The organism is Rhizobium sp. IY2 (assembly GCF_047532935.1).
GTDB classification, from domain to species: domain Bacteria; phylum Pseudomonadota; class Alphaproteobacteria; order Rhizobiales; family Rhizobiaceae; genus Rhizobium; species Rhizobium anhuiense.
On sequence record NZ_JBLKNU010000001.1, the window covers coordinates 156,908 to 177,129 of the forward strand.

Genomic DNA, 20,222 nt, shown 5'->3' on the forward strand with positions numbered 1-20,222 from the left:
TCTCTCAATGCTACGAAGGTGAGCAAATCCGGAGACGATCTCGGCGCGCAAGCGCATCCGACCGCCAGGGGATGACGCTTTAAAAGCATGTAGCGTGCCAGTTCAGCTGCCGGGCCAAAGAAAAATCGCGAATCAGCCAGTCGACGCGCATTTTTCTTTTTCCAAAAACAGCCCGATTTGACGGTCGAGGGCCCTATCTTCAAGCATAAGGCGGCTTTTTCGCTTCGGAACCGGATGAAAATTGAGGCGTTAGGGCTGAAATGATGAAGTGTTGAACAAATAGGCGGAAGCTTTCGGCCTGGTCAGCATGTCGAGCGGCTATAATTACAACAATGCATATATATTGTGCAATTTGCATAAACTATGTGCATCGTGCTATGGTAATGGTCCTGAATGTTGATGCGCCGTGCTGAATGGAGGCGATCTCATGCCCACCGGTTTCCATCGTGAATCCGCAACGATCTACCAGTTTCCCGTCAAGTCGATGCGGGCCACCAACCGGTTCGAACGCGCCCGGCTGATGGAGCGTGAGGCGGCCGATGTCTGCGATGCGCTCGACAGCTGCTGGTATCATGACGAGGCGGTTCGCGAGTCCGATCGGCCGAAGAAGTCCTGATTTCGAAATCCTGATTTTCCTGGCACCCGACCCGGTAAAGCGGAGTTTTTGGCTCGTGCGGGGATCTAAGGCAGCGGTGCTTCCCTGGCGCGCGGTGCAGGAGATGCCGACAAGGCGGGGGCAGCGTTCGTAGGGTGTTGTCAGCGCGGGTTCAGCCGCGATCCAATCCAAGCTTTTCCTTTGCGACCAATGCGCCGTGTTCGCTGACGACGCGGGCTGCGACCTTTGCGGCGAAGCGGGCGGCGGCCAGTGCGTCCGAGGTCTCAAGGTAGCGGGCAAGGAAGGCGCCGTTGAAACTGTCGCCGGCGCTGGTGGTGTCCACCACTTTCTTCACCTTTTCGGCTGGAACGAAGGTCTCCTCGCCGGCAAAATTCAACCTTACTCCGTCTGCGCCGTTCTTGACGACGATATCGACAGCGCCCAGCGTGCGATAGCGGTGGATCGTTGCCTCGATGGAATCGTCGCCGAAATGGGCGGCCTCGTCGTCGAAGCTCGGCATGACGATCACGGAGGAGCGGGCGCCCTCGCTGATCGTCGTATGCATGACGTCGTAGCTCGACCAGAGGCGGGGACGGATGTTCGGATCGAACACGACGAGCTTGCCGGCGGCCTTGGCGCGGCGGACCTCGGCGAGCAACGTCTCAGCATCCTCATGCGGCAGGATGGCAAGGGTGATGCCCGAGAAATAGATAACGGCAGCGCTTTCCACCGCCTCGCGCAGGCGATCCGGGTCGGCGGCCAGGCTGCGGGCGGCAGAGCTGTCGCGCCAATAGCTGAAGGAGCGTTCGCCGTCTTTCAGGTTGATCATATAGAGGCCGGGCGTCCTGCCCCTGATGCGGCGGATCAGGCTCGTGCCGATGCCTGATTTGTCGATGAAGGCCAGCATCTCGTCCGACATGGCATCGTCGCCGAGAGCGGTGAAATAATCGACCGACCAATCGGCGGCAAGGCAGGCGCGGGCATACCAGGCGGTGTTGAAGGTATCGCCGGCGAAGCCTTTGCGCAGCAGGCCATCGCCTGCCTGCGAGAGCTCCACCATGCATTCACCGATCGATAGAAACCGTCTGCTCACCTTGTCCTCCCGGCATGAGAGCGCTGCAGATCCAACAGGACACGCTACGGACGCTCTATCACTTTGAATTGGCGGATTATCCGCTGCTCTTCATTCGCTGATACGCGGAGCCGGGCGGAGTGACAAGCGCCGATATCACGGGAGATGAAAGCCCGCCTTCACCGACGAGGCGAAGGCGGGCTTTCAGAAGGATGCCTATTCGTGGATGGTATAGCTGCCCATCGCGCAAAGATCCTGCGTATCTTCTGTGGTTGCGAGGTTTGAGCCTTCCTCGAATTCGAAGCGCATGTCGTATTTGCAGACGGTGCGGCCATCGGCGATGGTGATATCGATGCTCTCGCCCGGATTGAGAACGTCGTCGCCGAAGACGTCTTCTTCCCATTCGCCGACGCCGGTCGGCGAACTGTAGAAGCGCGTCAGGACGGAGTTCGTTCCGTTGGTGAGCTTGAAGTTCAGATCTTCGGCATGCGACGAACCGGCGGAGGCGGCGACCATCGTGGCGGCGAGTGCGATCAAAGCTGATATTTTCGATTTCATGTAAGCGTTCCCCTGGCTTGCGATTAGGCCGAAATGGGATAGCACGCGCTCATAAAATCTTTCTTATTGGGGACTTTAGATCCAAAAATAGTCCGCTTCGTTCTGACAATGGATGGCGCATCAGGCATCCAAGGCGAAGGCCGCTCTCACGCGGCCCTCGTTCCGTTCATGGCCTGTCCATATGATAACAGGCGGCCTTCTGGCCGGGACGGACCTCCTCGGTCGGCGGCATTTCGGTGCGACAGATGTCGGTCGCCTTCCAGCAGCGCGGTGAGAAGACGCAGCCTTTCGGTGGGTTGAGCGGTGAAGGTGGATCACCCTGCAGCCGGATCCGGGTGCGCAGGCGCGCGAGCTTCGGATCCGGGATCGGCGCGGCGGAGAAGAGTGCCTGCGTATAGGGATGGGCGGGATGGTCAAAGACGGTGGCGCAGTCGCCGGCTTCGACAACCCTGCCGAGATAGAGCACCAGCACATCGTCGGAGATCAGGCGCACGACGGAAAGGTCATGGCTGATGAAGATCAGCGTCAGGCCGAACTCCTTGCGCAGCTTGCGCAGAAGCGTGATGACCTGACCCTGGATCGAGACGTCGAGGGCCGAAACCGGCTCGTCGCAGATGATGAGTTTCGGTTTGGTGACGACCGCGCGGGCAATGCCGATGCGTTGCGCCTGGCCGCCGGAGAATTCGTGCGGATAGCGGTTGATCATTTCCGGCACCAGGCCGACGGCGGTCATGATCTCGCGGACACGCTCGGTGCGCTCGGTTTTGGAGAGTTTCGGCTCGAAGACGGTGAGCGGCTCGGCGATAATGTCTCCGACCGTCATGCGCGGGTCGAGCGAGGCGATCGGATCCTGAAAGATGATCTGCATGTCGCGGCGGGCGGCGCGCATTTCCTCGTCCGTGAGGTCGAGAAGGTTGCGGCCCTGCCAGAGGATGCGGCCTTTCTGCGATTTCAGCAGCCGCAGGATGGATCGGCCGAGCGTGGACTTGCCGCAGCCGGATTCGCCGACGATGCCGAGCGTGCGGCCTTCGCTGAGGTCGAAGCTGACATTGTTGACGGCAGTCAGGAAGATCGGCGGCTTGAAGAGGCCTTTCGCCGGCAGTTCGAATTGGGTCGTCAGGTTCTCGACCCTCAGAAGCGATCGTTCAGCCATGGTTGAGCAGCTCCTCGCGACGCGGGAAAGGGTGGTAACAGGCGGCGCAATGGTGCGGCGCCAGCGTTTCGAGCGGCGGCGGGCGATCGATGCAATCGTCCTGGACCTGCGAGCAGCGCGGCGAGAAATTGCAGCCCTTCGGCAGGTGCTGCAGGTTCGGCGGGCGGCCCGGGATGACGACGAGGTCATCGACATCCTGGTCAGGGCGCGGGATCGAGGCATGCAGCGCTGCGGTATAGGGATGGGCCGGATTGTCGAAGAGTTCGTCGACCGGCGCCTCCTCGACGATGCGGCCGGCATACATAACGGCGACGCGGTCGGCGAGGCCGGCGACGACGCCGAGATCGTGGGTGATCATGACGAGCGCCGTGTTCATCTCCGCCGTCAGGTCGTTGAAGAGATCGAGGATCTGCGCCTGGATTGTGACGTCGAGCGCCGTCGTCGGTTCGTCGGCGATCAGAAGTTTCGGCCGGGTGAGCAGCGCCATGGCGATGACGATGCGCTGGCGCATGCCGCCGGATAGCTCGTGCGGATAGAGGTGGAAGCGCCGCGTCGGGTCGGGAATGCCGACGCGTTTCAGCATGTCGAGTGCGGCGGCGGATGCGGCGCGCGCAGTGAGCCCACCGTGAACCTCGAGCTGCTCCGTCAACTGCCGGGAAATCTTCAGCGATGGATTGAGGGCGGTCATCGGGTCCTGGAAGACCATCGCCATGTCCTTGCCGCGGATCTGGTCGAGTTCGCGCGGCTTCAGCGCCAGCACGTCCTTGCCTTCGAGCAGCGCCTGTCCCGTCGTTCTGCCGTTCTTGGCAAGCAGGCCCATGATGCCGAGGAAGGTCTGGCTCTTGCCGGAGCCGGACTCGCCGACGATGGCGATGCGCTCGCCGCGTTTGACCGTCAGGTTCATGTTCGAGACCGCCTTCACCTCCCCATCGGGTGTTTTGAAGGTGATCGAGTAGTCTTTGAGTTCGAGGAGGGTATCCGTCATTTAACGATCCTTCGGGTCGAACGCGTCGCGCAGGCCGTCGCCGATGAAGAGCAGGCTGAGCAGCAGGGCCACAAGGAAGCTGGCCGGGAAGACCAGCAGCCAGGGCATGCTTTCCATGGCATCGGTCCCCTCGGCGATCAGCGTACCGAGCGAGGTCAGCGGCTCCTGCACGCCGAAGCCGAGATAGGAAAGGAAGCTTTCCGTGGCGATGATTTCAGGCACCGTCAGCGCCGCGAAGATCACCACCGGGCCGACGAGGTTCGGGATGATGTGCTTGATAATGATCTTGAACGGCCGCTGCCCGGATGCGCGGGCCGCCTCGATGAATTCGCGATGCTTGATCGATAGCGTCTGGCCGCGCACGATGCGGGCCATGGTCAGCCATTCCAGAGCGCCGATCGCCGCAAAGAGCAGATAGACGTTGCGGCCGAAGATCACCATCAGCAGGATGACGAAGAGGATATAGGGAAGCGCATACATGATGTCGACGAAGCGCATCATGATCGCATCCAGCCTGCCGCCGATATAGCCCGATACGGCGCCGTAGAGCACGCCGATGAAGACGGAGACGACGGTCGCCGTCAGCGCCACGGCAAGCGAGACCCGGGTGCCGTAAAGGACGCGGGCGAGAAGGTCGCGGCCGTTCGGGTCGGTACCGAAATAGTGGCCGGTTTCGATCGAGGGCGGTATGCGGAAGGCCGCCCAATCCGGATCCTCATAGTTGAAGGGAATGAACCAGGGGCCGAGGAAGGCCGCAAGGATCAGCAGCGCCAGGACGAAAATCGACAGGACGGCTGCCTTGTTGCGCCCGAGGCGGCGTAACGCATCCCTGGTGAGCGAACGGCTTTCGGGCGCAAGGCCCTCCGCCTCCAGCAGTTCCTGGGCGAGCAACTCGCGTTTTGCGGGATTGAGAATCATCGGTTTCTCACTTTCGGATCGAGCCACGCATAGGCGATATCGACGAGAAGGTTCAGGAACACGATCAGCACCATGTAGAAGATGACCGTGCCGAGAACCATGCCGTAATCACGGTTCAGCGCTGCGTTGACGAAATAGCGGCCGATGCCGGGCAATCCGAAGATGCTCTCGACAACCAGCGAGCCGGTGAGAAGGTAACTTGCCGCTGGACCCAGATAGGAGACGACAGGCATCATGGCGGGCTTCAGCGCATGGCGCATGACTGTCAGGCGGGGACCGATGCCTTTGGCCTTGGCGGTGCGAATGAAGTTCTGATTCATCACCTCGATCATCGAGCCGCGGGTGATGCGCGAGATACGGCCGGCATGCGGCAGCGCCAGAACGACGATCGGCAAGATGAGGTATTTGATCGAGCCGTCACCCCAGCCGCCGACCGGAAACCAAGCGAGATGGATGCCGAAGACGAGCTGCAGGATGGGCGCAATCAGGAAGTTCGGCAGCACGACGCCCACCAGAATGAGCGCGCCCAGAATATAATCCGGTGCCTTGTTCTGATAGAGAGCCCCAAGACAGCCGACGGCCACGCCGACAATGATGGCAATCAGGAAGGCAGCCGTACCGATGGTGAAGGTGTAGGGCAGACCGATCATGATCTGCTGGGCGACGGTGAAATCCTCGCTGGCGAAGGAGGGGCCGAGATCGCCCCGGAGCAGGTCACCGACATAGATCAGGTACTGCTGGATGAGCGGCTTATCGAGATTGTAGTGGATCGCAAGGTTCTTCAGGATCACCGGCGGCAATGGCCTTTCGCCATCGAAAGGGCCGCCGGGGGCAAGGCGCAAAACAAAAAAGCAGGCTGTGACGGCGATCCACAGAACGGGGATCGTCGATAGCAGGCGACGGAGGGCGTATTTGATCATGATCGTGGGCCGGTCCTTTCCGCAATGCGCGGAAAGGACCGTTTTCCCTTACTCTTTCATCGACAGCCAGCGGGTGCGGTGGATGTCCTGAATATTGTCGACGAAGCCTTCGATCTTCGGCGAAACGACGTTCTTCGAGACATAGTAGTAGATCGGCAGGGCGGCGGATTCATCCAGCGCCAGTTGTTCGGCCTTCTTGAAGATCGCCGCACGCTTGGTGAGGTCCGTCTCGGCGTTGCCTTCCTTGATCAGCTTGTCGTATTCGGGATTGGACCAGCGGCCATAGTTCATCTGTACGCCTGTCACCAGGAGGTTCAGGAAGTTGTCCGGGTCGTTATAGTCGGCGAGCCAGCCGGCGCGGCCGATTTCCACCTGGCCACGCTGCATCTGGTCGTAATGCACCTTGGTTTCGGCATTGACAAGCTCGACATCGACGCCGAGCGGCTTCCACATGGAGGCAATGGCGACGGCGATGCGCTTGTGGTTGTCGTTGGTGTTGTAGCTGAGCACGGCGTGCAGCGGCTTGTCCGGGCCGAAACCGGCTTCGGTCAGAAGCTTCTTGGCTTCGGCGACCTTCTCGCTATAGGGCAGGTCCTTCCAGCTGACATAGGCCGGCTCGCCGTAATTCGCTGTGCCCGGCGGAACCCAGGAATAGGCCGGCAATTCGCCGGTGCCGAGGATCTGCGGGCCGATCACTTCACGGTTGATCGCCATGGAGAGAGCCTGGCGGACACGCTTGTCGCTGAAGGGCGGCTTCTGCGAGTTGACGACGTAATAGTAGAGGCCGGAGAAGGGGGCGACGTGCGCCTGGCCGGGCAGGTTCTTCTTCATCCATTCATACTGGTCGGTCGGGAAGTCGGTGAGGATGTCGAATTCGCCGGCGCGATAGCGTTTCAGCGCGGCTTCCTGGTCTTCGAGCACGAAGAACTTCGCGCCGTCGATCTTCAGGTCCTTGGTGTCGTACCACTGGTCGTTCTTGACCGTCGTGACATGCGAGCCCGGAACCCATTCGACCGGCTTGTAAGGGCCGTTAGTGACGATGTTGCCGATCTTGACCCAATCCTGACCCTTCGCCTCGACGACATGCTTCGGCAGCGGATAGGCGGTGTAATGCATCAGGGCATTGAGGAAATAGGGCGTGGCATTTTCGAGCGTGATTTCGAGCGTCTTGTCGTCGATCGCCTTGACGCCGAGCTGGTTGAGATCGGTGATCTCGCCCTTGTTGATCTTTTCCGCATTCTTGATGGTGAATTGCAGATAGGCATAGTCAGCGGCGTTCTTCGGGTCGACGAGGCGCTGGAAGGCGAAGACGAAGTCTCCTGCCGTTACCGGCTGGCCATCGGACCACTTGATGCCGTCGCGAAGCTTGAAGGTGTAGACCTTGCCATCAGGCGAAATCGTCCAGCTTTCGGCCTGGCCTGGGATCGGATTGTCCTTGGCGTCCTCGGTGACGAGGCCCTCGAAGATGTCACCGGCGATACGGTTCTCCCAGTCGCCTGACAGTTTCTGCGGATCGAGCGACTGCGGGTCGCCACCATTGTGAATGTTCAGCGTGGCCGCATGCGCCGAAAACGCCAGCAATGTGCCAAGCATTGCAGAGGCGAGAAATTTTTTCGTGAATTGGTTCATGGTGGGTCCACCTTTCTAGGCTTTGCGCCTTTATTAGACATTTGTTCCCGGTGTTTGACCTCTTACGTGCAGGTCAGTGCGCACATTATCGCAAAGGCTTTGCGTTGCAACCCCAAATCCGGTGGGTGGAAAGGGGTTGTGGACAAGCCTATATACGTCTCCCCCTTGTCGGATCGCGACGATGCCTCCCGGCCTTCGCAGCGCCTTCATAACGGCTTCACATGGTTGTCTTTTGTTTCTTCCGCTTTAGTGTGGCGGGCGCAAACGAGGCAGGAGATGTAGCCGATGGCATTGCAGGCAGGCGGGAGTGCGGACTGGTGGCGCGGCGCGGTGATCTATCAGGTCTATCCGCGATCGTTTCAGGATACCAACAGCGACGGGCTCGGCGATCTCAGGGGAATCACCCGCCGGCTGCCGCATATTGCCAGCCTCGGCGTCGACGCGATCTGGCTCTCGCCCTTCTTCAAGTCGCCGATGGCCGATATGGGCTACGACGTTTCCGATTATTGCGATGTCGATCCGATCTTCGGGACGCTCGCCGATTTCGACGAGATGATGGCCGAGGCACACAGGCTCGGCATCAAGGTCGTCATCGACCAGGTGATCTCGCACACATCAGACCGGCATCCCTGGTTCGTCGAGAGCCGGTCGAGCCGGACCAATTCCAAGGCGGATTGGTATGTCTGGGCCGATCCGAAGCCTGACGGTACGGCGCCGAACAACTGGCTGTCGATCTTCGGCGGACCGGGCTGGGAATGGGATGGCGTGCGTCGCCAATATTACCAGCATAATTTCCTGACCTCACAGCCGGACCTCAACTTCCACAGCAAGGCAGTGCAGGATGCGGTACTGGAGACAGTGAGGTTCTGGCTCGACCGCGGCGTCGACGGCTTCCGGCTGGACACAGTGAACTATTATTTCTGCGACAAGCAGCTCAGGAGCAATCCGCCGCACGAGCCGGACGAGGACGACGCAGGCCTCGATGCGCCCGACACCAACCCCTACGGCATGCAGAACCATCTCTACGACAAGACGCAGCCGGAAAATGTCGATTTCCTCAAGCGCTTCCGGGCGCTGCTCGACCAATACGAAGATCGCACGACCGTCGGCGAAGTCGGCGACGGCGCGCGTTCGCTGAAGACGGTCGGCGCCTATACGAGCGGCGGCGACAAGCTGCACATGTGCTACACATTCGATCTGCTCGGACCGGATTTCACCGCCGTGCATATTCGCGGCTGCGTCGAGGCTTTTCAGAAAGCGGTGACCGACGGCTGGGTCTGCTGGGCTTTTTCCAACCACGACGTCATGCGCCATGTCAGCCGCTTTGCGCGGACGGAGGAAGAGCGGCCCGTCATCGCCATGCTGGCGATCTCGGTGCTTGCGGCGCTGCGCGGCTCGATCTGCCTCTATCAAGGCGAGGAACTCGGGCTTCCGGAGGCCGAACTCGCCTTCGAGGATCTGCGTGACCCCTATGGCATCCGCTTCTGGCCGGCCTTCAAGGGCCGCGACGGATGCCGCACGCCAATGCCCTGGGAGGCGGGCAAAGCGCATGCGGGCTTCACCTCGGCGGAAAAGAGCTGGCTGCCGGTGCCTTACGAGCAGGCAGCACTTTCGGTGGATATGCAGGAGGCAAGCGACGGCTCGGTGCTGCGCCACTACCGCAGGACGCTTGCTTTCCGGAGGAGCCATCCGGCACTGATCGACGGCGATATGACCTTCATCGGCACCAACCAGGATCTGCTCGCCTTCACCCGCGAAAAGGACGGAGAAAAACTACTCTTCGTCTTCAACCTGACGCGCGAACCGGCGGAATTCCACCTGCCTGATGGCGTGGTGCTTGAGGAACCGCTCGAGATGCCGGGCTTCGGGGCGATGGCTGGCGTGGGATCGGTGAAGCTTGCGGCGCTCGACGGGTTTTGCGCGCGGGTTTGATGTTCTTTCTGCCGTAACCATGAAGGCAACATTCAAAGGTCGCCCACTGCGAAATCAGCCCTAGAATTGCATCACCCGATCAACGCGAACTTATCCACGTCAACCATGCCGCGGTCGGATATCTTCAGGTGCGGGATGACCGGCAGCGGCAGGAAGGCGAGTTGGAGGAAGGGTTCCTCGAGCGTGGCGCCGAGCGCGAAGGCGGCTTTGCGCAGGTGGTGCAGTGTATCGCGGACCGTCTCATAGGGCTCAAGGCTCATCAGGCCGGCGATGGGCAGGGCGATTTCGCCGGTGACCTTGCCGTCTTCGACGACGACGAAGCCGCCCTTGATTTCGCCGAGACGGTTTGCCGCGCGCGCCATATCGTCCTCGCTGACGCCGACGACGCAGATGTTGTGGCTATCATGGCCGACGGTGGAGGCGATCGCGCCCTTCTTCAGGCCGAAGCCCTGGACGAAGCCGTTGGCATGGTTGCCGTTCTTGCCATGGCGCTCGATGACGGCGACCTTGATGATATCGTTGGCAAGATCGACCGTCGTCTCGTTGCCGCTGACCGGCAGGCGGTAGCGGCGATGTTCGGTGATGATCTTGCCCGGCATGACGCCGATGACAGGCGTTTCACCCTCGGCGACCGGCACGCCGAAATGGGCGGCGTTGACGGGCCGGGCCTTGACGCTGTCGAGGCCGATCGGAGCAACCGGTTTGCGCGAGGAAAAGAGTGCATCGGTGACCCGGCGGCCGGCGGAGAAGACCATGTCGGCGCGACAATTTTCCAGGCTGTCGAGAACCACAAGATCGGCGCGCCAGCCCGGCGCGACCAGACCGCGATCCCTGAGGCCGAAGGCGCGGGCCGCCGAGATCGAGGCGGCGCGGTAGATCGCCAGGGGCTCGACGCCGCTTGCGATCGCCGTGCGGATCATGTGATCGAGATGGCCCTGTTCGGCGATATCGAGCGGATTGCGGTCGTCGGTGCAGAGCGCCAGATAGGGCGACAGCCGCTCGGTGATAATGGGTATCAGCGCGGCGAGATCCTTGGATACCGAACCTTCACGCACGAGGATATGCATGCCCTTGCGGATCTTTTCCAGTGCTTCGCGGGCCGTCGTGCATTCGTGCTCGGTGCGGATGCCGGCCGAGAGGTAACCGTTGAGGTCGTTGCCGGACAGCAGCGGCGCGTGACCGTCGATATGGCCGCCCTGGAAGGCCTCGAGCTTGGCCATGCAGACAGGATCCTTGTGGATCACGCCGGGGAAATTCATGAATTCGGCAAGGCCGATGACTTTCGGATGGTGGCGGTAGGGCAGGAGGCGCTCGATCGGCAGATCGGCGCCGGAGGTTTCGAGATGGGTCGCTGGAACGCAAGAGGAGAGCTGGACGCGGATGTCCATGATCGTCTCCAGCGCCGATTCGAGAAAGAATTCGATGCCGGCGCTTCCGAGCACATTGGCGATCTCGTGCGGATCGCAGATCGCGGTGGTGACGCCATAGGGCAGGACGCAGCGATCGAATTCATGCGGCGTCACCAGCGAGGATTCGATGTGCAGATGCGTGTCGATGAAGCCGGGAACGACGATCCTGCCCGAAATATCGACCTCGGTCTCGCCATCATAATTGCCTGAGGTGCCGACGATGCGATCGGCGCCGATGGCAATGTCGGAGAGGACGAGTTCGCCGGTGACGAGATCGAAGAAGCGGCCACCCTTCAGCACGATATCGGCCGGCACGCGGCCGACGCCCTGGTCGATGAGACGTTCGAGCTTGGTGGTCATGGCATTGCTCACATTGCAACCGATTCCGAAACTTATAACCGATCTGCCGCCACAAGCGAGTGCCGCAAAACGAAACCGGGCGCCGTAAGGGCGCCCGGTCGTCGACGGTCAGCGATGGTTTATTCGGCAGCAACGATCTTGCCGGCTTCCCATTTGTAGAGCGAGAAACTCTGCGAGGTCAGGTCGCCGGTTTCGCCGTAGGTGATTTTGCCGATGGCGGTCGGGATCTCCTGGCCGCCCTTCAGCGCGGTCGCGACGGCTTCCGCATCCTCGGCGCTGCCGGCCTTCTCGATGCCAGCCTTCAGCACTTCGACGGCGGCATAGGCGTTCAGGGTGAAGGCTTCGGCCGGGATGTTCTTGGCGGCGAGCGCCTCGGCTGCGGCCTTGGAGTCCGGGTTCTTGGTGGCGTCCGAGGCATTGGTGAAGATGGTGCCGGCGGCGGCATCCGTGCCGATTGCCCAGAATTCGGTGTTGGAGAGGCCGTCGCCGCCGATGATCGTCGCGTTGGCGGCGAGGTCATGCAGTTGGCGGGCGAGCAGACCGCCTTCCGGGTGATAACCGCCGAAATAGACGAGGTCGACCTTCTCGGACTTGATGCGGGTGGTGAGCGCGCTGAAATCCTTGTCGCCTGGGGTGATCGCGTCATTGACGACTTCGGTGATGCCGCCGGCGTTCAGCGTCGCCTTGAAGGCGTCGGCAAGGCCCTTGCCGTAGGCGCCCTTGTCGTTGACGATGGCGACGCGCTTGTCCTTGAAATTCTTCAGCACATATTGGGCGGCGACTTCGGCCTGCTGGTCGTCGCGGCCGCAGGTGCGCAGCACGTTGGTGAGACTGCGCTTGGTCAGGTCAGGGGCCGTCGCAGTCGGAGTGACCATCAGCACGCCGTTTTCAGCAAGCACGTCCGAAACCGGGATGGCGACGCCCGAGGTCACCGGGCCGACAACGAAACGGATACCGTCGCCGACGACCTTGTTGGCGGCGGAAACGCCCTGTTTCGGTTCGCCGGCATCGTCGGCCAGTTCGAGGACGACCTTCTCGCCGAGAATCCCGCCCTTCTTGTTGATCTCGTCGACGGCGGTCTGAGCGCCGTTCTTCACCTGATCGCCATAGGCCGCGACGGGGCCGGTCAGCGGCGCGATCAGGCCGATGGTGATATCGGCATGGGCGAGCGGCGCAAAGGCGAGTGACGCGACGAGGGTCGCCGTCAATGTCTTGAGGGTCATTGTCTGTCTCCTTGGATGGGGTCATTCGACCCACGATGAGGTGCCGCGCCGGTTTTTCCGGATCGTTCAACGACCCTCAGGCCGTGCCAAGGACGATCGATATCGGCGCGATCAATGCGCCCTCCGGCCATGTTTGGCTCGAACGGGCGCAACGCCAAGATTTCTAGGAATTTTGGTGAGATTCCGCAAGATGATAACAAAATGAAACGAAAATCGAGCCGATTCGGCGCGAATCGTCGAAAAATCATCGATCTCGGCGCCGTTTTCCATTTTTTCTTGGTGCCGGTACCCCGCGTCAGCGGCGCGCCGATGAACCCTCCCGAATTTCGCGGGAGCTCTCTATCTGTCTGACTATTCGAATTCCGCTTTGAGATTAACACTTGATTCTACCAGTTAGTGTAGAACCATTGTGCGCGCATATATTGCTGCGATGCAAAAGAGCGGTCGAAATAAACAGAGAGATATTTTCAGGAATAGAGAGCTGGATGCTCAAGCGGGTCGAAGCCAGACAGGTGCGCACCGGAATGTTTGTAGAGGCGATCGAGGGTGCCTGGCAGGATCCTCTTCTGTCTAAACGAAGATTTCTCCTGCGCCGTGAAATCGATGCCCAGAAGCTTCGCAAGAGCGGCATGACAGGTGTTATCATCAACACCAGCAGAGGCCTCGACATTGATGGCCTGCCGGGCGGCAATATCGAGATCGATACCAAGGCGGCACGCGAGACCATCCAGAAATCCGTGCAGGTGCTGGAAAGTGTTTTTGGTCGACTCCAGCACGGCGACGGGATCAGCATAGATCAGGTGGCTCCGGTGATTTCCTCGGTCTCCAAGTCGATAGATCAGAATCCCACTGTCTTTTTGAGCGTTACGCGTCTGAAATCCAGGGACGAAGCGACATTCCTGCATTCCATTTCGGTGAGTGCGCTGATGATCCTTTTCAGCCGTCATCTCGGGCTTGACGAGGCTACCGTGCAGGCGCTCGGCACGGCGGGATTGCTGCACGATGTCGGTAAACTCGAAATTCCGCTCGAGATACTGAACAAGGAAGGTCCCTTGGACGAGGACGAGATCAAGATGATCCGCGATCATCCGGAAAAGGGACACGCAATCCTGTCACGCCAGGAAGGCATATCGGAGATCGTTCTAGACGTCTGCCTCAACCATCATGAGCGTATCGACGGCAAGGGTTATCCCCGCAAGCTTTCCGAAGAGCAGGTCAGCTTCCATTCGCGCCTTGCCGCGATTTGCGACGTCTATGACGCCATCACCTCCGTGCGGCCGTACAGAGCGCCATGGAGCGCGAGCCAGGCATTGAAGTGGATGCTTGGCAATGAAGGGCATTTTGATCGCCGGCTCCTGAAGAAATTCGCCCTCTGCCTTTCCGTCGCCGCCGTGAACTGAAATCCATCCATCTTCGCAACAAAAGGGCCTGCACGGGCTTACAGCGCCGCGCCTCTTTTCTGACGCGCGACGCAGGCGCTGTTGCCGGAAGCTTGCGAGCTTTTTCAGATGTTGTTTTGCAGGATCGTCCGCAGCTTGCCGAAGAGCTCGTCGATGTGTTGCTTCTCGATGATCAGTGGCGGAGAGAGCGCGATGATATCGCCGGTGGTGCGGATCAGCAGGCCGCTTTCATAGGCTTTCAGGAAAGCGGTGAAGGCGCGCTTGGTCGGTTCGCCGGCGATCGGGTCGAGTTCGATCGCGCCGATCAGCCCGGTGTTGCGGATGTCGATGACATTGGGGCAGTCCTTCAGCGAGTGCAGAGCATCGGCCCAGTAGTCGGAGAGCTCGGCGGCGCGTGTCAGCAGACCCTCTTCCTTGTAGGTGTCGAGCGTGGCGAGTGCTGCGGCAGACGCGATCGGGTTGCCGGAATAGGTATAGCCGTGGAAGAACTCGATCATGTGCTCCGGGCCGTTCATGAAGGCATCATGGATCTCGGAGGTGACGAAGACGGCGCCCATCGGAATGACGCCATTGGTCAACCCCTTGGCGGCGGTGATCATGTCAGGCTTGACGTCGTAATATTGCGCGGCGAAGGGGGCGCCGAGGCGTCCGAAGCCGGTGATGACCTCGTCGAAGATCAGAAGGATGCCATGCTTGGTGCAGATCTCGCGCAGCTTCTGCAGGTAGCCCTTCGGCGGGATCAAGACGCCGGTGGAGCCGGCCACCGGCTCGACGATGACGGCCGCGACGGTAGAGGCGTCATGCAGAGTGACGATACGCTCGAGTTCGGTGGCGATGTCGCCGCCATGCTCGGGCTCGCCGCGGGTGAAGCTGTTCTTGCCGGGCTGGTGGGTGTGCGGCATGTGATCGACGCCGGTCAAAAGCGTGCCGAACATCTTGCGGTTGGTGACGATGCCGCCGACCGAGATGCCGCCGAAATTGACGCCGTGATAGCCGCGCTCGCGGCCGATCAGGCGGAAGCGTGAACCATTGCCCTTCACCCGGTGATAGGCGAGCGCCACCTTGAGCGCCGTCTCGACGGATTCAGAACCGGAATTGGTGTAGAGAACGTGGTTCAGGCCTTCCGGGGCGATATCGACCAGCCGGTTTGCCAGTTCGAAGGCCTTGGGGTGGCCGAGTTGGAAGGCCGGCGCGTAATCGAGTTCGCCGGCCTGCTCGCGGATCGCCTCGGTGATCTTCGGGCGGCAGTGGCCGGCATTGACGCACCAGAGGCCAGCCGTGCCGTCCAGCACCTGACGGCCGTCATGGGTCGTATAATACATGTCCTTGGCGCCGACGAACAAACGCGGCTCCTTCTTGAACTGGCGGTTTGCCGTAAACGGCATCCAGAAGGCGCGAAGATCGTTCGGTGCGTTGAGGCGGTTGGACATGCTGTTCTCCTGGCCGCTGACGGCCCTTTCCCGGGGGCTTCTCGCCCATATTTTTACTGCCCGGTCAAATTATCAGGGCTTCCCAAGGCGTCAACGGGAAAAGTCCCGGAGCCCCTCCTGACGGCAGGCTCAAGCTGCTTCGCTCGATCACGGGCGAGCGCCTCGGCGCGGTCATGCTGCAAGTCTTTCCGGTGAGGGGAGCAGGAAGAATATGGCTTTCAAGAAAAAAGCACGACCGGCAAATCGCAAATTTGCCGGTCGTGCCATTAATGTTCAGGTGCTGAAATATCGCTGCCACGCCTCCGGGAACATCCCCTTGCGGCAGGGCATCGGCCGACATTCATGTCAGCGCTATCATCAAGCGGCGGATCTATTCCTGTTTTGCACGAGGTAGATATCTTCGAGCGTTGCCAGAATTTTCATGACCGGCTCGGAGGTGCTCGAATAGTAGATGGTTTGTGCGTCCCGTCGGGTCTTGACCAGCTTTTGAGCGCGCAGTTTCGACAGGTGCTGAGAGAGAGCCGACTGGCTGAGGCCGACCTGCGTCGCCAGCACACCGACGGCGACTTCGCCCTTCACGAGGCTGCACAGGATCAGCAATCTCTTCGGGTTGGCCATGGCCGACAATAAAGCTGCCGCCACGTTCGTGTGATCGGCCAAATCAGAGGTTTCCATATGTTATCTTCCTAATGCGAAACGTACATCATGCGTGCTGGCACTGGCCCCTCAGCCGAGATTTTGACTGATGCCAAAAACTAGCAACTGGGGTCGAAGATTGTATATACCTAAATTTAAGGTATCGAGTATGCTATTTTAGATATGTTTGAACAAATGTGATCGGCATCCACAGCGAGGGTTTCGAACTCGTGTCGCAGCAGAAAATCGCCGGAAATCATGTCGAAACCTGAGGAATCGATACCACAAATACGCCAAGAACCCGATTCCGGCGCCTTTAGGCGGTCAGCGAGCCTTTCGGCCACATCGGGGTGACGTTCTACTAAATCTCGCACTGCTGCCGTCGCTGCGGCGGCGATCTCCTCATTCGCGGCCGACTGGATTATCAGATCGTTGCCATCGAGCTGGTAGGCGCGGCCGAAGCCGCCATTGAGGCTGGCCTGCTCCGGCTTGAGACGGAAGAAGAGGAAATCAGGGAAGTCGATATAGAGCTTCGCCTTGGTGTGGCGATCGAGAAAACGTGTGCGGATACGTTCGTAAAACGGGTGCCCGCGCTCGACGGCTTCCGCCAGGCATTGGGTCGTCAGACGCCCGTGGGCGAGGGGATCGCCCCTGCCGGGCTCGCCGGTCAGGAGCGAGGCGCGCGGGTCGCTGCCGAGCGCCCTGGTATGGGCCGACAGCCTCGAAACCAGGATGACGGGCGTGCCGTCGATGTCGATCGCGACCAGCACGCGGCTGGCGAAGGGAAAGCCGGTCTCGGGGTCGAGAACGGCAATCGCCGCGTGCCGCGCGGAGCGCAGAAGCACGCGGGCGAGCTTGCGGGCCTCGTCGTCGGTTTCGCGTAAGGGCGAGGGTTGATCTTTCATATCCGCTTTGTGGCAAAGCGGACGGAAAACATCAAGCGTCCTGCTTGCGGCGATGGCGGGTGAGGCCGGCGACGATATCCTGGGCCGAGATGGTGCCGACGATCGCGCCGTTCTCGACGATGCCGATACTGCCCGGCTGGCGGGCAAGGGCATCGAGGACATCGACGAGTGGCGTCGCGGCACGGGCCGTGGCGCTGACGCTCATGCCGGCGGCAGTCTGGCCGAGGCCGGGCTGCATCACGTCGGCCGCCGTCAACATATTGATCGGATTGAGGTTCTGCACGAAATCCGCGACATACTGGTCGGCCGGGTTCTTGACGATGTCATGCGGCGTTCCGCACTGGATGATGCGGCCGCCCTCCATGATGGCGATGCGGTTGCCGATGCGGAAGGCCTCGTCGAGATCATGGCTGACGAAGAGGATGGTCTTCTTCAGCCGCCGCTGGAACTCCAGGAGTTCGTCCTGCAAGCGGGTGCGGATCAATGGGTCGAGTGCCGAGAAGGGCTCGTCCATCAGCAGGATCGGGGCGCCGGTGGCAAAGGCGCGGGCAAGGCCGACACGCTGCTGCATGCCGCCTGACAGTTCGTTGACCTTGCGGTCCGCCCATTTCGTCAGGTTCACGAGTTCGAGCTGCTCACCGACGCGGACCTTGCGTTCGGCCTCCGGCATGCCCGCGAGCTCGAGACCGAAGCCGACATTGTCGGCGACGGTGCGCCAGGGCAGGAGGGCGAACTGCTGGAACACCATGGAGACGGTGTGGGTGCGCAGGTCGCGCAGGGCTTTGGCATTGCATTTGTAGGGGTTGACGGAGCCGGTGGCGGCCGAGACTGCGACATCGCCGCGTACCACGGGCGCGAGCCCGTTGACGGCGCGCAGCAACGTCGATTTGCCGGAGCCGGAAAGGCCCATCAGCACCAGGATCTCGCCCTCCTCGATCGTCAGCGAGGCATTGGCGACACCTAGCACCAGGCCGGTCGTGGCGCCGATTTCGTCGCGCGTTTTGCCCTGGTCGACCATGGCAAGCGCGGTTTCCGGCCGGTCGCCGAAGATGATGCTGACATTGTTAAAGCTTACCGCGGTCATGCGCCGCCTCCTTCACCCGCCGTGCGGAACATCCGGTCGAGAATGATCGCCAGGATGACGATGCAGAAACCCGCCTCGAAACCCTTGGCGATATTGACGGTATTCAGCGCGCGGACGACCGGCACGCCAAGCCCGGGAGCGCCGACAAGGGCGGCGATAACGACCATCGACAGCGACAGCATGATGGTCTGGGTGAGGCCCGCCATGATCTGCGGCGTGGCGAACGGAAGCTCGATCTTGCGTAGCACCTGTATCGGCGTCGCGCCGAAAGCGACGGCGGCTTCGACGAGCGAAGGCGGCGTCGAGATGATGCCGAGCCGCGTCAGCCGGATCGGTGCGGGGATTGCGAAGATGACGGTGGCGATCAGCCCGGGCACCATGCCGAGGCCGAACAGGATCAGCGCCGGGATCAGATAAACGAATGTCGGGATGGTCTGCATGAGATCGAGCACCGGGCGCATGGCGGCATAGACCCAAGGGCGGCGGGCGGCGGCAATCCCGAGCGGAATGCCGATCACCATACAGACGAAGGTGGCGGCGAGCACGAGGGCGAGCGTCTCCGTCGTCTCCTTCCAATAGTCCTGGTTGACGATGAGCAGCAGCCCGAGACAGGTGAAGACGGCGACCGCGATCGACCGGTGCAGCCAGAAGGCGATGGCGGTGATGGCAGCGATGACGATCAGCGGATGAGGCTTCTGCAGCACGAAGAGCAGGCCGTCTATGGCGCTCGATAGCAGGAAGGCGATCTGGTTGAAGAACCATTCGCCGTTCGAGGTCAGCCAATCCACGAAGGATTTGGCCCAGGGGCCAACGGGAATCTTAAATTCGGTGATCCAATTCAAGGGGCGCGCCTATCCAGAAAAACAACAATCGGACAAAAATGAAACGGGGCGGCGAGCCGCCCCGTTCATGTCATCAGAGACCGAGGCCGGTCTTGGCGGCCGCCAGCGCGTCGCCCTTGCCGTCACGGGTCTTGACGCCCGCAAGCCAGGGTTCGATCGCCGAGGGGTTCGCCTTCAGCCATTCGGAAGCCGCAGCCTCCGGCTCCTTGCCGTCGTTGAGGATCTTGCCCATGATGTGGTTCTCCATGTCGAGGGAGAACGTCAGGTTCTTCAGCATCGCGCCGACATTCGGGCATTCGTCGAGGTAACCGGCCCGCACGTTGGTGTAGACCTTGGCGCCGCCGAAATCCGGACCGAAGATATCGTCACCGCCGGTGAGGTAGGTCAGCTTGAAGTTGGTGTTCATCGGATGGGGTTCCCAGCCGAGGAAGACAACGGGCTTGCCGGATTTGTCGGCACGCGCGACCTGAGCGAGCATGCCCTGCTCGGAGGATTCGACGACTTCCATATCCTTCAGGTCAAAAGTGTTCTTTTCGATCATGTCCATGACGAGGCGGTTGCCGTCATTGCCAGGCTCGATGCCATAGATCTTGCCGTCGAGATCGTCCTTGTGAGCGGCGATGTCCTTGAAGTCCTTGATGCCGAGCTCGGCGCCCTTGGCGTTGGTGGCGAGCGTGTACTTGGCGCCGACAAGGTTGGGGCCGAAGGATTCGACCGACTTATCGTCGAGGTAGGGACGGACATCCTTTTCCTGTGTCGGCATCCAGTTGCCGAGGAAGATGTCGATGTCCTTGTTCTTCAGCGAGGTGTAGGTGACCGGCACCGAAAGGACCTTAACATCGGTCTGATAGCCGATGCTCTTCAGAATGACGGATGCGGTGGCGGTGGTGGCAGTGATGTCAGTCCAGCCGACATCCGAGAAATGCACCGTAGAGCAGCTGTCTGGATCTGCGGCGAAGGCGGCGGTCGCAACGGAGAGGGCGGCGACGGCAGTTGCAGTGACGAGTTTGAATGTGCTTGTTGTTTTCATTTTAGACTCCCAGTCTTTAAGTTCCCAAGCCAACCATCAATAACCGAGTTTGACAAGCGACCTCAGTGCGTTTGCGTCGTATCGACCCATGCGATTGCGACGTCGGCGGATTTTTTCGCGACGCCCTGTTTTCGGGGCTTT

Annotated in this window: 19 protein-coding genes; 4 read left to right on the forward strand and 15 right to left on the reverse strand. The window is 60.8% G+C overall.

Features of this window, described 5'->3' with window-relative positions:
• The first annotated feature begins 427 nt into the window (after positions 1-427).
• Positions 428-616: a glutamine synthetase translation inhibitor GstI gene (gene gstI, locus ACMUVN_RS00705; protein WP_414814788.1), complete on the forward strand. Its 189-nt coding sequence runs from the start codon at positions 428-430 to the stop codon at positions 614-616.
• A gap of 151 nt (positions 617-767) precedes the next feature.
• On the opposite strand, the gene ACMUVN_RS00710 is transcribed toward gstI, so the two are convergent.
• The 7 genes from ACMUVN_RS00710 to ACMUVN_RS00740 form a co-directional block, all read right to left on the reverse strand.
• The gene (locus ACMUVN_RS00710) at positions 768-1,688 is read right to left on the reverse strand and encodes a sugar kinase (protein WP_127430172.1); all 921 of its coding nucleotides are present in this window, start codon (positions 1,686-1,688) and stop codon (positions 768-770) included.
• 195 nt (positions 1,689-1,883) lie between these two features.
• Positions 1,884-2,225: a hypothetical protein gene (locus ACMUVN_RS00715; protein WP_047611342.1), complete on the reverse strand. Its 342-nt coding sequence runs from the start codon at positions 2,223-2,225 to the stop codon at positions 1,884-1,886.
• 166 nt (positions 2,226-2,391) lie between these two features.
• Positions 2,392-3,378 (reverse strand): ABC transporter ATP-binding protein, encoded by a 987-nt coding sequence (locus ACMUVN_RS00720; protein ID WP_132572779.1) that lies wholly within the window; start codon positions 3,376-3,378, stop codon positions 2,392-2,394.
• Positions 3,371-4,363 (reverse strand): ABC transporter ATP-binding protein, encoded by a 993-nt coding sequence (locus tag ACMUVN_RS00725; protein WP_047611339.1) that lies wholly within the window; start codon positions 4,361-4,363, stop codon positions 3,371-3,373. Before ACMUVN_RS00725 ends, ACMUVN_RS00720 begins: the two co-directional genes overlap by 8 nt.
• Positions 4,364-5,281, reverse strand: a complete 918-nt coding sequence (locus tag ACMUVN_RS00730; RefSeq protein WP_047611337.1) for an ABC transporter permease — start codon at positions 5,279-5,281, stop codon at positions 4,364-4,366. It abuts the gene before it with no gap.
• Positions 5,278-6,201: an ABC transporter permease subunit gene (locus tag ACMUVN_RS00735; protein ID WP_132572773.1), complete on the reverse strand. Its 924-nt coding sequence runs from the start codon at positions 6,199-6,201 to the stop codon at positions 5,278-5,280. The genes ACMUVN_RS00730 and ACMUVN_RS00735 overlap by 4 nt, the downstream gene beginning before the upstream one ends.
• 48 nt (positions 6,202-6,249) lie before the next feature.
• Positions 6,250-7,830: a peptide ABC transporter substrate-binding protein gene (locus ACMUVN_RS00740; RefSeq protein ID WP_132572770.1), complete on the reverse strand. Its 1,581-nt coding sequence runs from the start codon at positions 7,828-7,830 to the stop codon at positions 6,250-6,252.
• Between the two features lie 285 nt (positions 7,831-8,115).
• Between ACMUVN_RS00740 and ACMUVN_RS00745 the strand changes: the two genes are divergently transcribed.
• On the forward strand, positions 8,116-9,762 hold the full coding sequence (locus tag ACMUVN_RS00745) for an alpha-glucosidase family protein (protein WP_414814789.1): 1,647 nt from the start codon (positions 8,116-8,118) through the stop codon (positions 9,760-9,762).
• A 71-nt stretch (positions 9,763-9,833) separates the two neighbouring features.
• On the opposite strand, the gene ade is transcribed toward ACMUVN_RS00745, so the two are convergent.
• Together ade and ACMUVN_RS00755 are read right to left on the reverse strand one after the other, a co-directional pair.
• Positions 9,834-11,531, reverse strand: coding sequence for an adenine deaminase (gene ade / locus ACMUVN_RS00750; RefSeq protein WP_047611330.1), 1,698 nt, complete (start codon positions 11,529-11,531; stop codon positions 9,834-9,836).
• 119 nt (positions 11,532-11,650) lie between these two features.
• Positions 11,651-12,754 (reverse strand): branched-chain amino acid ABC transporter substrate-binding protein, encoded by a 1,104-nt coding sequence (locus ACMUVN_RS00755; protein ID WP_047611329.1) that lies wholly within the window; start codon positions 12,752-12,754, stop codon positions 11,651-11,653.
• A 114-nt stretch (positions 12,755-12,868) separates the two neighbouring features.
• Between ACMUVN_RS00755 and ACMUVN_RS00760 the strand changes: the two genes are divergently transcribed.
• Both ACMUVN_RS00760 and ACMUVN_RS00765 read left to right on the forward strand, forming a co-directional pair.
• On the forward strand, positions 12,869-13,105 hold the full coding sequence (locus ACMUVN_RS00760; protein WP_155295704.1) for a hypothetical protein: 237 nt from the start codon (positions 12,869-12,871) through the stop codon (positions 13,103-13,105).
• A gap of 134 nt (positions 13,106-13,239) precedes the next feature.
• Positions 13,240-14,154 carry an HD-GYP domain-containing protein gene (locus tag ACMUVN_RS00765; RefSeq protein WP_047614315.1) on the forward strand — a complete coding sequence of 305 codons (915 nt, stop codon included), beginning with the start codon at positions 13,240-13,242 and terminating at the stop codon, positions 14,152-14,154.
• Between the two features lie 104 nt (positions 14,155-14,258).
• Here ACMUVN_RS00765 and ACMUVN_RS00770 read toward each other — a convergent pair whose 3' ends face one another.
• From ACMUVN_RS00770 to ACMUVN_RS00795, 6 genes are all read right to left on the reverse strand, one after another.
• On the reverse strand, positions 14,259-15,584 hold the full coding sequence (locus ACMUVN_RS00770; RefSeq protein ID WP_029867900.1) for an aspartate aminotransferase family protein: 1,326 nt from the start codon (positions 15,582-15,584) through the stop codon (positions 14,259-14,261).
• A 357-nt stretch (positions 15,585-15,941) separates the two neighbouring features.
• Positions 15,942-16,259, reverse strand: coding sequence for an ArsR/SmtB family transcription factor (locus ACMUVN_RS00775; RefSeq protein ID WP_003561417.1), 318 nt, complete (start codon positions 16,257-16,259; stop codon positions 15,942-15,944).
• 116 nt (positions 16,260-16,375) lie between these two features.
• Positions 16,376-17,125 (reverse strand): HugZ family protein, encoded by a 750-nt coding sequence (locus ACMUVN_RS00780; protein ID WP_029867901.1) that lies wholly within the window; start codon positions 17,123-17,125, stop codon positions 16,376-16,378.
• Positions 17,126-17,156: 31 nt separating this feature from the next.
• Positions 17,157-18,209 (reverse strand): choline ABC transporter ATP-binding protein, encoded by a 1,053-nt coding sequence (gene choV / locus ACMUVN_RS00785; protein ID WP_029867902.1) that lies wholly within the window; start codon positions 18,207-18,209, stop codon positions 17,157-17,159.
• Positions 18,206-19,051 (reverse strand): choline ABC transporter permease subunit, encoded by an 846-nt coding sequence (gene choW / locus ACMUVN_RS00790; protein WP_414814790.1) that lies wholly within the window; start codon positions 19,049-19,051, stop codon positions 18,206-18,208. Before choW ends, choV begins: the two co-directional genes overlap by 4 nt.
• Positions 19,052-19,124: 73 nt before the next feature.
• Positions 19,125-20,081 (reverse strand): choline ABC transporter substrate-binding protein, encoded by a 957-nt coding sequence (locus tag ACMUVN_RS00795; protein ID WP_029867903.1) that lies wholly within the window; start codon positions 20,079-20,081, stop codon positions 19,125-19,127.
• Between the last annotated feature and the right edge of the window lie 141 nt (positions 20,082-20,222).